Annotated in this window: 14 protein-coding genes; all 14 read left to right on the forward strand. The window is 45.4% G+C overall.

What is annotated here, in order from left to right; translation table 11 throughout:
• The first annotated feature begins 208 nt into the window (after positions 1-208).
• The 14 genes from FFM75_RS05755 to aroE all read left to right on the forward strand — a co-directional run bounded on the left by FFM75_RS05755 (position 209) and on the right by aroE (position 14,641).
• On the forward strand, positions 209-1,321 hold the full coding sequence (locus FFM75_RS05755; RefSeq protein WP_137628238.1) for an FAD:protein FMN transferase: 1,113 nt from the start codon (positions 209-211) through the stop codon (positions 1,319-1,321).
• A 58-nt stretch (positions 1,322-1,379) separates the two neighbouring features.
• The gene (locus FFM75_RS05760; RefSeq protein WP_379831593.1) at positions 1,380-2,213 is read left to right on the forward strand and encodes an energy-coupling factor ABC transporter ATP-binding protein; all 834 of its coding nucleotides are present in this window, start codon (positions 1,380-1,382) and stop codon (positions 2,211-2,213) included.
• On the forward strand, positions 2,189-3,073 hold the full coding sequence (locus tag FFM75_RS05765; protein ID WP_137628240.1) for an energy-coupling factor ABC transporter ATP-binding protein: 885 nt from the start codon (positions 2,189-2,191) through the stop codon (positions 3,071-3,073). Before FFM75_RS05760 ends, FFM75_RS05765 begins: the two co-directional genes overlap by 25 nt.
• Positions 3,063-3,863, forward strand: coding sequence for an energy-coupling factor transporter transmembrane component T family protein (locus FFM75_RS05770; RefSeq protein ID WP_137628241.1), 801 nt, complete (start codon positions 3,063-3,065; stop codon positions 3,861-3,863). The genes FFM75_RS05765 and FFM75_RS05770 overlap by 11 nt, the downstream gene beginning before the upstream one ends.
• Positions 3,864-3,932: 69 nt before the next feature.
• Complete coding sequence (gene truA, locus FFM75_RS05775; protein ID WP_137628242.1) at positions 3,933-4,721, forward strand: tRNA pseudouridine(38-40) synthase TruA; 789 nt, start codon at positions 3,933-3,935, stop codon at positions 4,719-4,721.
• 107 nt (positions 4,722-4,828) lie between these two features.
• On the forward strand, positions 4,829-5,272 hold the full coding sequence (gene rplM, locus FFM75_RS05780) for a 50S ribosomal protein L13 (protein WP_130845151.1): 444 nt from the start codon (positions 4,829-4,831) through the stop codon (positions 5,270-5,272).
• Positions 5,273-5,285: 13 nt separating this feature from the next.
• Positions 5,286-5,678 carry a 30S ribosomal protein S9 gene (gene rpsI / locus FFM75_RS05785; RefSeq protein WP_137628243.1) on the forward strand — a complete coding sequence of 131 codons (393 nt, stop codon included), beginning with the start codon at positions 5,286-5,288 and terminating at the stop codon, positions 5,676-5,678.
• Between the two features lie 391 nt (positions 5,679-6,069).
• A complete protein-coding gene (locus FFM75_RS05790) occupies positions 6,070-6,816 on the forward strand; it encodes a metal ABC transporter ATP-binding protein (protein ID WP_137628244.1) in 747 nt (248 codons plus the stop codon).
• A complete protein-coding gene (locus FFM75_RS05795) occupies positions 6,809-7,681 on the forward strand; it encodes a metal ABC transporter permease (protein WP_137628245.1) in 873 nt (290 codons plus the stop codon). Before FFM75_RS05790 ends, FFM75_RS05795 begins: the two co-directional genes overlap by 8 nt.
• A 47-nt stretch (positions 7,682-7,728) precedes the next feature.
• On the forward strand, positions 7,729-8,619 hold the full coding sequence (locus tag FFM75_RS05800; RefSeq protein WP_379831594.1) for a metal ABC transporter substrate-binding protein: 891 nt from the start codon (positions 7,729-7,731) through the stop codon (positions 8,617-8,619).
• A gap of 279 nt (positions 8,620-8,898) precedes the next feature.
• Positions 8,899-10,146: a hypothetical protein gene (locus FFM75_RS05805; RefSeq protein WP_137628247.1), complete on the forward strand. Its 1,248-nt coding sequence runs from the start codon at positions 8,899-8,901 to the stop codon at positions 10,144-10,146.
• Positions 10,147-10,158: 12 nt separating this feature from the next.
• The gene (locus FFM75_RS05810) at positions 10,159-11,355 is read left to right on the forward strand and encodes an amidohydrolase (protein ID WP_137628248.1); all 1,197 of its coding nucleotides are present in this window, start codon (positions 10,159-10,161) and stop codon (positions 11,353-11,355) included.
• A gap of 392 nt (positions 11,356-11,747) precedes the next feature.
• Complete coding sequence (tkt, locus tag FFM75_RS05815) at positions 11,748-13,763, forward strand: transketolase (RefSeq protein WP_137628249.1); 2,016 nt, start codon at positions 11,748-11,750, stop codon at positions 13,761-13,763.
• Positions 13,764-13,777: 14 nt separating this feature from the next.
• Entirely contained in the window at positions 13,778-14,641 is an 864-nt protein-coding gene (gene aroE, locus FFM75_RS05820) for a shikimate dehydrogenase (protein ID WP_137628250.1), read from the forward strand.
• Positions 14,642-14,646 lie beyond the last annotated feature (5 nt).

Below are 14,646 nucleotides of genomic sequence, written 5' to 3' on the forward strand. Positions count from 1 at the left end.
AACAAATGGGACGAGAAACCAAAATTCGGTTTCTCGTCCCATTTACTTGTACAGAGGCTAGTTATGTCACAGCCTCTTTTATTTTTTAATCATGTGAAGGGCGATACTTGCTGAGCTAGCAAGTTTGGTCGCGCATTCAGGAAAATGGCATACAGACACTAGAAACTTTGGTATAATTACGATTGAAATTAATTAAGGGGTCAGGAACATGAAACTGAGAAAATGGATTCAGTTAGGGTTAGTGGTTGCCATGATTGTGCCGTTAACGGCATGTGGCAGTAACAGCAATAAAAAAGCAGCAAGTAGCAGCCGTCCGAAAGCGACTAAAGTGATCCAAACACCGTATGAAGATACCCAGTTTATGATGGGGACCGTGGTTACGTTGCGGGTTTATAACAAAGGGAAAGATTCGGTGATCAACGGCGCTTTCAAACTATTGAAAAAAGAAGCCAAAGAAGTGACGACCAATCAAAGTGGCTCTGAAATTGATAAAGTTAACGCCGCTGCGGGGAAACATGCCGTGGTTGTCAGCAAGGATGTTTATCCAATTTTAAAAGCAGCCTACTATTATAGTCAAAACTCCGATGAGTCTTTTGATATGGCGATTGGCTCAATCACACAACTTTGGCGGATTGGCTTCTCCGATGCCCGGGTGCCAAGTCAGTCAGAAATCGCCAAGAACGTCAAATTAGTTGACTATACGAAAGTTAAACTCAATGACAAAAAGCATTCTGTTTATCTGGAGAAAAAAGGGATGAAATTAGACCTTGGTGGGATTGCTAAAGGCTACATGACGGATCAAGTGCGCAAGTATTTCTTAAATCACGGGGTTTCGACCGCCATTATTGACTTAGGTGGAAATATCTTTGTGATGGGTGATAGTCCTAAAGGGACGAAGTCTGGTAATTGGACAGTTGGTATCCAAGATCCAAAAGAATCCCGTGGGACCGCGATTGGGTCAATTCCAGCGAAAAATATGTCGATCGTGACTTCCGGAATTTATGAACGTTACTTAAAGAAGAATGGGAAAGTATACAGCCATTTGATGGATCCTAAGACTGGGGCACCTTTCCAAAACAATCTGATGGGTGTTTCAATCATCTCTAAGAAGTCAACCGATGGTGATGGCTTATCCACGGCGACCTTTGATAAGGGCTTAAAGGCCGGTATGAAGTATATTAATGGTAAAGCCGACGAAGGTGTCGGGGCGATTTTTATTACAAAAGATAAGAAAGTCTACGTATCGAACAACTTGAAAAAGAAATTTACACTATTTGGTGATAATGGGTACAAGTACGGTCCGGCCAGTGATTTGAAGTAGGCCAATATGGTATGATGTAACCCATAGCAACAAGAAATGAGGGACGACCGTGAGTCAGATTATTAACGTTGAACATTTAAATTACCGTTATCCGCAACAATCCGAATCGGAGCTGACACTTCATGATGTGTCTTTTTCGGTAACGGCGGGAGAATGGGTCGCCATTGTCGGCCATAACGGTTCTGGTAAATCGACGTTAGCGAAAAATTTAAACGGTTTGTTAGCCCCCGTTTCAGGCAAGATTACGGTGGACGGCCAAGTTTTAACGGAGGACACCGTCTGGGATATTCGGCGCAAAATTGGGATGGTTTTCCAAAATCCGGATAACCAATTTGTTGGTGCCACAGTCGCTGACGATGTGGCTTTTAGCCTTGAAAACCAAGGGGTTCCTCGTGATGAGATGTTAAAGCGCGTCGCTGATGCGTTGGCACAAGTGAATATGAGTGCCTTTGCGACGCGCGAACCGGCCCGATTATCGGGGGGCCAAAAACAGCGAGTGGCGTTAGCCGGGATGATTGCGGCGCGGCCGAAAATTTTGATTTTAGATGAATCGACGTCAATGTTAGATCCCGAAGGTCGTGCGGATGTCTTAGCGACGATTCGGCAAATGAAGGCTGATTCGGATTTAACGGTGTTATCGATTACCCATGATATTGACGAAGCTGCGAGTGCTAATCGGGTTTTAGTCGTTAATGATGGTGAATTAGTGGAAGAAGGCACGCCCGCCGAAATCTTCCAACACGGACCAGCGTTAATTAAAATGGGCCTGGATATGCCGTATCCAGAACGCTTAAAGGCGGCTTTAAAACGTCAAGGCGTGACAGTACCGGCAACGTATTTAACGGAGAAAGGGATGGCAGACTGGTTATGGCAATTGATTTCAAACAAGTAGATTTTACTTACCAACCGGGCACGCCCTTTGCTACCCAAGCGTTAACTGATATTAATGTGACGATTCCCGATGGCTCATATACGGCATTGATCGGCCATACTGGGAGTGGTAAATCCACCTTGCTGCAACACTTAAATGCGCTCTTAAAACCAACCGCCGGCACCGTGACGATTGGGGACCGGGTGATTACGCCCGAAACAAGTAATAAAGATTTAAAAGCCTTGCGACGTCATGTGGGCATCGTTTTTCAATTTCCTGAAAGCCAGCTGTTTGAAGAAACCGTTGAAAAAGATATTGCGTTTGGACCACAAAATTTTGGCGTTAGTGAAGCCGATGCTTTAAAGACTGCGGCTGAAATGCTTGATCTAGTTGGCTTAGACCGTGATTTATTGCAGCGGTCACCATTTGACCTTTCTGGTGGGCAAATGCGGCGTGTGGCGATTGCTGGCGTCTTGGCAATGGCACCTCAAGTGTTGGTCTTAGATGAACCAACGGCAGGACTAGATCCGCAAGGGCGTTTAGACATGATGGAAATGTTTGCTAATCTACGTTATGAACGCCACTTGACGGTTGTTTTAGTTACTCATCAAATGGATGATGTGGCCAACTATGCGGATAATGTTATTGTGATGGATCATGGTAAAGTTGTGAAAACTGGGACCCCACAAGATATTTTTAAAGATCCGGACTGGTTAGTTGCTCATCATTTGGGGTTGCCCAAAACGACAGCCTTTGCGCAACAATTAATGGCTCGTGGGATTCAATTTGACCAAATGCCGTTAACTGAAGATCAATTGGCACAAGCCTTAGTCCAGCAATTACCAGTCCAACAACTGGGAGGTGCCACTGATGATGAATAAACTAATCTTTGGCCGCTTTATTCCTGGTGATTCGGTGATCCACCACATGGATCCACGAGCTAAGTTACTCCTGAGTTTTTACTTTATTGGTATTATCTTTATTGCGAATAACTGGCCAACTTACGTTTTATTATTTGTGTTTACGTTGTTAGCCATTAAACTTTCTGGGGTGAAGTGGTCATTCTTTATCAATGGGGTCAAACCGTTGATTTGGTTGATTTTATTTACCGTAATCTTACAAGTCCTGTTTAGTGCGAGTGGGGGACATGTGTACTTCCATTGGGGGATTATCACTATTAGTCAACTTGGCTTGATTAATGGGGTTTATATCTTCTGTCGGTTCGTATTGATCATCTTTATGTCGACGTTACTGACGTTGACAACCCCACCGTTGGAATTATCAGATGCGATTGAATATATTTTGATGCCGTTAAAGGTCGTTCATTTTCCCGTGTACGAAGTGGCGTTGATGTTATCGATTGCGCTACGGTTTGTTCCGACTTTGATGGATGAAACTGAAAAAATCATGAATGCGCAACGGGCGCGTGGGGTCGACTTTGGGGAAGGTAATATCTTCCAGCAAATGCGGGCTGTCGTGCCATTGCTGATTCCATTATTTGTAAGTTCGTTTAACCGGGCTGAAGACTTGGCTACGGCCATGGAAGCACGTGGCTATCAAGGTGGCGAGGGTCGTAGTAAGTTTCGGATTTTGAAGTGGCAAGCACGTGATACGTGGGCAACGTTAGCATTTGCCGTTTTAACGGCGGCGTTGATCTTTTTACGAGCATAATTGACAGTTATCAGAAAAGGGTGGCGCTGACTAAGCGGTTAGCGGCCCTTTTTGATTCAGGAGGAAAATGTGACAACTAGGTATAAAGTAACTTTAGCGTATGATGGTACCAATTTTGCTGGTTTTCAGCGACAACCGCATCAACGGACAGTAGAATCAGTCTATAGTAAAGCGGTCAATAAAATGGCCAAAGATCCAGCCGACCCAATCATAATCTATGGCGCTGGCCGCACCGATGCTGGTGTGCACGCGTTAGGACAAGTCATTCATTTTGATTTACCCTATGAGATTAGTGCTGAAGGGATGCGGCGCGGACTGAATAGTTTGTTACCAATGGACACGTTAGTGCAGACCGTTGAAATTGTGCCGGCAGACTTTCATGCCCGGTATGACACGGTAGGTAAACGTTATTGGTATCGGGCATATTCCGACGAATTTGTCGAACCATTTAAGCGGCATTTTACAGGTCATTTTAAGTTCCAAGCAGATATTGACCGTATTCAACAAGCTTTACCAGACTTGGTCGGGAAACATGATTTCACGTCATTTGTTGCCTCTGGATCCCAAGCGCACGACCATGTGCGGGAGATCTATGCGGCTAAGGCGTGGGCCTTGCCGGCGGATAAAGAAATTCAATTTGAATTTTGCGGGAGTGGTTTTTTATACAATCAGGTCCGTATTATGGTGGCGGTGTTGATGGAAATCGGCCAAGGTCGGCGTGCAGTTGATTGCATTCCACAACTATTGGCTGCTCAAGATCGTAATCAAGCTCGTGGCACTGCACCGGCCTCTGGCTTATATATGAAAAAGGTGTATTATGATGCTAAAGATTTACAAGCCGATCTAATTAAGGATTGACTTCTAGGGCCAAATTAGGTAAACTAATCGTTGGTATTGTTTGCCCCACGATAAGCCCCGGAAATCTTATTGAGTGTCAAGCAAAACAGAAAATGGAGGAACACAACGTGCGTACAACATATATGGCTAAACCAGGTGAAATTGATCGTAAATGGTATGTAGTTGATGCTACCGATATCCCTTTGGGTCGGTTATCAACTGTCGTTGCATCAATCTTACGTGGTAAGAACAAACCAGTATTCACACCAAATGTCGATACTGGTGACAACGTAATCGTGATTAATGCAAGTAAGGTCGCTTTAACTGGTAAGAAAGCAGAACGGAAGATTTACTATCACCATACTGCTTATGCTGGTGGTTTAAAGGAACGGACTGCCGGTGACTTCTTAGCTAAAGAACCAGAAAAATTAATTGAAACTTCAGTTAAGGGTATGCTTCCTCACAACTCTTTGGGTCACAAAATGGGCTTGAAGTTGCATGTTTATGCTGGTGCAGAACATACGCAACAAGCGCAAAAACCTGAAGTTTTGGATATTACGAACTTAATCTAAGGAGGAAACAACATTGGCTCAAGTACAATATCGCGGCACAGGCCGTCGTAAAGATTCAGTAGCCCGCGTACGTTTAGTACCAGGTTCTGGCAAAATTGTTATGAATGATAAGAGTGTAGAAGACTACATTCCATTTGCAGATATCCGCAAGGAATTATTGCAACCATTCGAAGTAACGGAAACAACAGATCAATATGATGTTTTAGTTAACGTCAATGGTGGTGGGTTCCACGGCCAAGCCGGCGCAACTCGTCATGGTATCGCTCGGGCATTGCTCGAAGTTGATCCCGATTTCCGCGGTCCTTTGAAGCGCGCTGGTCTTTTGACTCGTGACGCTCGTATGAAGGAACGTAAGAAGCCAGGTCTTAAGAAAGCTCGTAAGGCTGGTCAATTCTCAAAGCGTTAAAATTTATCGAAAAACGTTGTTATACCAACATTTTCGCACAACGAAAGCACTTGCCATTCTTGGCAGGTGCTTTTATTTTTTTGCCTAAAATGTTGGATTGACTATAAAAAAACGATGACATTTTAAAATCCTATGAAATAACGGATTGTTATATTAGCTACTAAATGACGCTAAGTTGGCGATTATGATTTAAATAATACCCGGTTCATAATAAAATAAATTTTTCGATTTATTGAATTTAGTTAAAGTGCTGTCCTATCAAGTGGTTAGAGTTCACAGTAAATGATTAAAAAGTTAACACTGCCTAACAATTATTTGCATTAAAGTTAATTATCCGGTATGCTAATGGTGAATTAGAAGTAGTCAACCGCGATGATATGGAGGAAAGCTTATGTTACAAGTACAAAACCTCACCGTGGCTTATGGTGATACCCCCGTGTTACAAGATGTAGCCGTTACATTTAATGACGGTAGCATTACGGGCATCATTGGACCAAACGGTGCTGGTAAATCCACGATGATTAAAGGCATGCTGGGTCTAATTAAAACCCAAAGCGGCCAGGTACAATTGAATGGTCACGACTTAAAACAATTTCAAAAACAAATTGCCTATGTCGAACAACGTAAAGCGTTGGACTTATCATTTCCAATTAGTGTTTTTGACGTTGTTATGACCGGGACCTACGGCAAGCTAGGGTTATTCCGACAACCTGGTAAAGCAGCACGGCAAGCGAGTTTAGATGCGCTTGAACAAGTAAACTTATCAGAATTTGCTGACCGCCAAATTGGTCAACTTTCTGGTGGTCAATTACAACGGGTCTTCGTTGCCCGGGCAATCGTCCAAGCTGCTGAATTGATTATCTTAGATGAACCGTTTGTGGGGATTGATCTCCAGAGTGAAACCGCTATTATGGCTATTTTGAAACAATGGCGGGATCAAGGTAAAACAATTATTGTTGTTCATCATGATTTAAACAAGGTCTCGCATTACTTTGACGACTTAGTGATTTTAAATCACGGTATTGTCGCTGCGGGACCAGTTGATCAAGTCTACACACCAGAAAATATTGCGCGCACCTTTAGCGCCGATTTATCACAAGTGTTATTCAGCCAAGTTGGAGGTGCCAACCATGACTAGTATTGGGAAGTTCATTTATGCGTTAGGTCAGTATGATTTCTTACAAAGTGCTTTGATTACCGCGATTATGGTCGGGGTGATGTCTGGAATCATCGGGAGTTTTATCATTTTACGTGGAATGTCGATGATGGGCGATGCGATTTCGCATGCCGTCTTACCAGGGGTTGCCGTTGCGTACATGCTCGGGATCAACGTCTTGATTGGGGCGTCATTATTTGGGATTTTAGCGGCGGGGCTAATTGGCTTTGTCGTTAGTCACAGTAAGATCAAAACGGATACATCGATTGGGATTGTCTTTAGTGCCTTTTATGCGCTCGGTTTTATCTTGATTTCGTTAGCGGAAAGTTCGACTAACTTGCATCATATCTTATTTGGGAACATTTTAGCGGTTAGTGATACTGATATTATGACAACGACTGTTGTGTTAGGGTTAGTAATCTTATTCGTCGTCTTTTTCTACAAGGAACTCTTAATTACCTCGTTTGATGCGACTTATGCACAAACGTATGGCTTGAAAGTCCAAGTGTTGCACTATGCCTTGATGCTGGTCTTAACGTTAGTAACGGTATCAGCTTTACAAACCGTCGGGATTATCTTAGTCGTTGCGATGTTGATTACGCCAGCGGCGACAGCCTTTCTGTGGACGGATAAATTATCGATGATGTTGATTTTATCTGCCACGATTGGCGCGATTGCCTCGGTCGTTGGGTTGTATTTCAGTTATACCTTGAACTGGGCATCTGGTCCAGCCATCGTATTAGTTGCCGCGATTTTCTTCGGTATTTCCTTTATCCTGTCGCCAAAACAAGCGCTATTACCAAGCTTGTGGAAGCGGCCGAAAGCTAAGCAGCAGGTGCCCGCATGAAAAAGAATTTAATTGCCTTAGTGGCGGTTATCGCCATGATTACTGGGATGGCCGTGTTCTTACAACGCCGGCAACAAGTTGAAGCGGAAACAACTAAATCAAGTAAACTACGGGTCGTGAGCACCAACTCGATTTTAGATGATATGGTTAAAAACGTTGGTGGCGATCAAGTTAAACATTATAGTATCGTCCAACGGGGCACCGACCCACATGAATATGAACCTAAACCAGCGGATATTTCGGCAACTGCTGAAGCCGATGTCATTTTTTACAACGGGTTGAACCTAGAAACTGGTGGTAATGGTTGGTTTAAGAAATTGATCAAATCATCACGGAAGAGTTTCGATAAAGATGTCTTTGCTGCCAGCAAGGGCGTTAAGACCAAGTATTTAACGACGAATGTCAACGAACCTGATCCGCATGCTTGGTTGGATTTAGCGAATGGGATTAAGTATGTCCAGACGATTAGTCAGACATTGCAACAAAAAGATCCAAAGCATGCAGCTACGTATCAAAAAAATGCGACGCAATACATTGCTAAGCTCACGAAGCTACATGCCGAAGCGCAAACTAAATTTGAAAAAATTCCAAGTGCGCAACGATTATTGGTGACCTCTGAGGGGGCATTCAAGTACTTTTCTGCGGCTTACCATGTGCGGGCAGCCTACATTTGGGAAGTCAATACGGAAGCTCAAGGGACACCGGCACAAATGAAGACGGCCTTGAAGAAGATTCGGGCTTCAGAAGTGAAGAGTCTGTTCGTTGAATCATCGGTTTCACCAAAATCGATGCGGAAGTTGGCCCAAGAGACCCACTTACCAATTGCATCGACGATTTTCACCGATTCTTTGGCGGCTGAAGGGAAGCCAGGGGATACCTATTATTCAATGATGAAATGGAACTTAGATCATATTTACCAAGGCTTGACGCGTTCTTAAGACGTAGAAAGTCACGGTAGCCGACCATTATTAGTGGTCGGCCTTTTTTTATGACAGATTCAATGCTAAGCCAATTGGTTAGTTAAATTCCCCCATTTAGAATCCAAAGTTGAGGTCTAATTGGAGACATTGAAACGAAAAGAGAAACCGGTTGCAACTTTTTTTAACAAGGTACTGACCGCTAAGGGTCGTTTTTAACATAAAAATCTGCTAAAGTCATCATTAAAATATAATTAGAAAACTAATTATAAATTAATTTGTTGATGGGAAGTGGACAGCATGCAAGCAATTATCGCATTAGCAGTCGTAATGGGCCTCATGATGGTCGGAGAATGGATTTCAACTCGAAGTAAAGCGTTTATTCCGTCCGTGTTCGTCACCGGGGTCTTGTTCTTAATTGGTTTCTGGACGATTATTCCAAAGAATATTGTGCCAGATGCCTCATTTACCGCGCCGTTTATTTCCATCACTCAAGCAGTCCTGTTAGTACATATGGGAACGTTGATGGATTTGAAGCTATTGTTAAAACAATGGCGGGCCGTGCTGATCGCATTAGCCGGGGTCGTTGGGACCGTGGCGTTAGCGATGGGCGTTGGGTTGTTACTCTTTAGTTGGAAGACGGTTGTTGCCAGTGTGCCACCGTTAACTGGTGGCTTGGTAGCAGCGTTCTTAATGACGGCTGGCTTAAAGGCCCAACATATTACCGTTTTAGCAGCGTTTCCAGTGGCAATGTTTGTCATGCATAGCATGATTGGGTATCCCTTAACGTCAGTGATGCTCAAGCGTGAAAGCAAGCGGCTATTAAAAAACTATCATCATCCAGTTGCCGCAGTTGCACCACAACCCAAGCCATTAGCGGCCGGCACTGCTAGTGCGACCGATAAGACCGATGCGGTGGTGGCTGAAAGTTCAGCCACTGGCAGCAATGGAGCGATTAAGCCACGGCGATTAAAATTAACCGTGCCAGCGGCTTATGATACTTCTGCATTTATGCTCTTTAAGGTGGCTTTGGTAACCGCGTTTGCGGAATGGGTTGCGGCGTTAATGCATGGTGCGGTCAATGCTTACATCATCTGTTTGATTTTCGGGGTTATCGCCCATCAACTTGGCTTCTTGGAAGATGCCGTTTTGGAAAAAGCAGGTGTATTCCACTGGTTAATGTATGGCTTATTAGCCTATATTTTCTCAAACTTGAATATCGTTAAACTCAATATGTTAGCTGGTATCGTGGTCCCAATCGTAACGATGATTTTACTCGGTATCTTAGGCATGTTCATTGCGTCAAGCTTGTTGGCTAAACCATTAGGCTTTAGTCGTGAAATGGCCTTTGCTAGTGCGTTAACGGCCTTATTTGGTTTTCCAGCTGACTATATTGTGACGCATGAAGTGACGAGCATCATGGGGCATACTGAAGACGAAAAGAAGTATTTGTTGGATCACATGTTACCAAAAATGCTGGTCGGCGGGTTTGCGACCGTTTCAGTCGCTTCGGTTATTATCGCATCGATTTTCTTGAAGATTTTGTAGGGGGTAACAGTTATGGACGATGAAGCAACTTTAACCACTTGGATGACCGATTTACGGCATCAGATTCATATGGCACCAGAATTGGCCTTGCATGAAGTCAAAACCACCGCTTTGATCAAACAGACCTTGACGGCATTGGGGATTCGAATCTTGGATTATCCCGGTGCCACCGGGGTCGTGGCCGAAATTGGCCAAGGTGAACCAACAGTCGCATTACGGGCAGATATTGACGGCTTACCGTTACAAGAAAAGTCAGGGTTACCCTATGCCTCTAAAATTGCCGGCCACATGCATGCGTGTGGACACGATTTTCATACGGCGTCATTACTTGGCGGTGCGCGGTTATTAAAAGCTCACGAAGCTGAATTAAATGGAACCGTACGCTTGATCTTTCAGCCTGGCGAAGAAGGACATGTTGGTGCCAAAGAGATGCTTAGTCATGATGTCTTGCACGGCGTTCAAGCGATTGCGGGATTCCATAATATGCCACAACTCCCTGTAGGCACACTAGCGGTTAAAAGTGGCGCGTTAATGGCCAGCAATGATAACTTTGATGTGACGATTCATGGGACGGGTGCACACGCGGCGATGCCCGAACGCAGTGCTGATGTGGTGGTGACGCTGGGCCAACTGATTACCAGCTTACAGACGATTCGGAGTCGCAATATTGCGCCCGATGCCGCATTAGTGTTAACGATTGCTGATGTGCAAGCGGGACATACGTTCAATGTGATTCCAGATACGGCGGAATTTAAAGGGACGATTCGGACCTTTAATGCGCAGAATCGTGCACTCGCTAAACAACGCTTTTATGAGTTGGTCAATGCAACCGTGCATGGTTTTGGTCAAACAGTCACGATTGACTGGGATCAAGGGCCAAGTTGTGTGACTAATGATCCGACCTTAACCAAGTTAATTGCGGCGGCCGATGCAGATGACTTTAAGATCGTTCCGGCCCATCCAGCCAACGCGGACGATGACTTTGCGTTATATCAAGAACGAATTCCCGGATTTTATGGTTTCTTAGGGTCTGGCGGGACTGGCACGTTACATCAGCCAACGTATTCATGTAGTGATGCGGGCTTGATTTATGGTGCTAAATTCCACTACTTGGCAGCTAAGACGTTACTAGCGGCAGTCGCTAATGGTGAACTAACGGCGTTTAAGCCTCAAGTGACGCCAGTTTCGGCTCAAGTTGTGAATGGCTAAATACTTGATTGATAGAATTATTTTTAAAAATCATTTGACAATTCTATGAAACGTGCGTTATAGTCTTAGACATCAACAAATATTAAATTTTAAGGAGATTATAATTATGCGATGGTTAAATAATAGTCAAAAATCGAATCGATTTTATTATTACTGGTTTCAGCAGTAGTGCCAGCCGTTCGGTGCGGGCACTACGCCTTGCATCGAATGTGACCAGTAATACCTTCGTATGATTAAAATCTACGGAAAGTCACATTGATGTTGTCATTTAACAACTGTGTGACTTTCCAAACAGCATTGGTCGAGTCTTTTTCAGATTCGCTAAGGTTGTTTGTCAAACTCTCACAGTTTAGGCTGTGGGAGTTTTTTTATGGGCGAAAGGATTTGATGAGATGAAATTAACAAAATTTGATGCTACTGATGAGTTGGCCGTGGCAAACTTACGGGTTTTAAGTGCTGAAATGATTGAACGGGCAAATTCCGGTCATCCGGGCTTGCCATTAGGGGCGGCACCGATGCTGTGGGCATTGTGGCGCGGGCATTTGCGCGTGGATCCGCAACAACCCGATTGGTTCAATCGTGATCGCTTTGTGTTATCGGCTGGTCATGGTTCGGCGTTACTTTACAGTTTGTTACATGTTAGTGGGTTTGACGTCACTATGGACGACTTAAAACACTTTCGTCAATTTGGCAGTCGCACGCCGGGACATCCTGAATATGGGGTCGTCGATGGGGTGGAAGCAACGACTGGACCTTTAGGCCAAGGCTTAGGGATGGCAGTGGGGATGGCTCTAGCAGAGACTCATCTGGCCGCTCAATTACCGGCTGGGCTAGTGGATCATTACACGTACAGTCTGGTGGGGGATGGCGATTTGATGGAAGGGGTCTCCCATGAAGCCGCTAGTTTTGCTGGGCAACATCAGTTAGGCAAATTAATCGTCTTATACGATGACAACGCCGTGTCACTGGATGGGCCGACGAGTCGATCATTTCAAACCGATGTTTCAAAACGGTTTGAAAGTTACGGCTGGGAAACGCAAGTCGTAGCTGATGGGAATGACTTAGCCGCCATTGATGCGGCGATTGCCCGTGCCAAACAAACGCCGCAACCATCGTTGATCGCCGTCAAGACCGTGATCGGGTTTGGCGCCCCGGGGGCTGGGACTAATGCCGTGCATGGCAATCCGCTAGGCCAAGTTGGCATGGCGACCTTACGGCAAAACTTAAACTGGACGGCGGCACCATTTACGGTCTTACCAGCAGTTGTCAAACGGGCCCAAACCCAAATTGCGGCGCGGGGCCACCAAGTTGCGCAAGCATGGCAACAACGCGTTAGTCAGTTACCGATGAGCACATTAACCACGTTAAAGCGTTTGTTGAATCATGAGTTACCACTTGATTTTGCCCAACAGTTGCCTAGTTATGATGAAGGTGCCGAAGCGTCGCGCATGACGAGTCATACGATGATTCAAACGTTAGCGGCGAAGTTGCCAGAGTTAGTCGGTGGGTCGGCCGACTTAGCCAGCTCTAATAAGACCACGATAGAAACGGATGGATTAATGACGCCCGCGCAACCAGCAAATCGGAACTTAGCTTTTGGGGTGCGTGAATTCGGTGAAGGCGCGATTTTAAATGGTCTTGCCTTACACGGTGGGTTACGGGTCTTTGGCAGTACCTTCTTGGTATTCTCAGATTACTTGCGTGGGGCGATTCGCTTAGCCGCCTTGCAACACTTACCGGTCACATATGTTTTTACGCATGACTCGATTGCGGTCGGTGAAGACGGCCCCACGCATCAACCGATTGAGCAATTAATGAGTTTACGGCTGATACCAAATGTGACGGTGATTCGGCCCGGTGATCCGAATGAAACGATTGCCGCTTGGTGGCAATCGATTAATGCGACGGATCACCCGACGGTTTTAGTCTTAACCCGCCAAAACTTAGCCGTGTTGCCAACGACAAAACGGTTAGCAATGACCGGGGTAGCTCGTGGTGGCTACGTGATTTCACCACAAAAAGGGTTACAGCCGACCGGTATTTTAGTGGCCAGTGGTTCTGAAGTAGCGTTGGCCTTACAAGCCCAAGCTAAACTAGCGCACTTGGGACAAGATGTTAGCGTCGTGTCGATGCCGTCAATGGAATTGTTCCAGCAACAATCGGCGCAATACCAAGCGTCAGTCTTGCCACCACAAGTTCGGCGCCGAGTCGCCATTGAAATGGGGGCAACGCTAGGTTGGGAACGGATCGTTGGGCTGGATGGCACGATTGTTGGGTTAGATCACTTTGGGGCCAGCGGGGCTGCGAGTGCCGTGTTACCAGCGATGGGCTTTACAGTTAGTGCGGTGGTGCAAGCGTATCAGCAGACGCATGTCGAACGTTCTGGGCAACGCTTAGCGGTTATTTAAGGGAGGAAATCAGCATGATCAATGGTAAAACAAGTTTATTTGGTTTCGTGGCGCATCCGGCTAAGCATAGTCGGTCACCGAAAATGCATAATTTGAGCTTTGACTACTGGCATATCAATGCGCGGTACTTAGCGTTTGATGTCGCACCGGATGAATTACCGGGTGCGGTGGCCGGTATTCGGAGTATGGGCATTGTGGGCGTGAATCTATCGATGCCGTTCAAGCAAACGGTGGTGCCAATGCTCGATGAGATGACCCCGCGGGCGCGTCGCATCAAAGCCGTTAACACGATTAAAAATGACCACGGTCGCTTAATTGGTGATAGTACCGATGGCGCCGGTCTATATCAAGATTTACAAAGTCAGGGGTATCACTTAGCCGGTAAACACGTGATGATCCTGGGGGCTGGAGGTGCTGGCAAAGCGATTATTGCGGCGGCTTTAGATTATGATGTTGCGAGTGTGACGGTCTTTAAACGGGCTAACCAGACGTATGAACAAGTGGTCCAATGGTTGGCAGACCTCGCACAACAAACACCAATTCCGCTTAATATTCGGCCATACGATGATGAGGCGGCCATGTTAGCGGCGGTCAAAGCCAGCGATTTGATTATCAATGCGACAAACATCGGGATGACAACAGCCGGAGTCCCATTACCGCCGCGCGTGATGGCGGCTTTGACACCACAACAGACCGTTTATGATGTCATTTACCAACCATTAGAAACGGCCTTTTTACGCCAAGCTAAAGCTTTAGGCTGTGCCACGCATAACGGTCTTGGCATGTTAGTTTGGCAAGGGGCGTTAGCGTTTAAATTTTGGACCGGCAAAGATATGCCGATTGCGGCAGTCGAAAATGCCATTATGACAACTAATTAAGGAGT

The organism is Lactiplantibacillus daowaiensis (assembly GCF_005405085.1).
In the GTDB taxonomy this organism is placed as follows: domain Bacteria; phylum Bacillota; class Bacilli; order Lactobacillales; family Lactobacillaceae; genus Lactiplantibacillus; species Lactiplantibacillus daowaiensis.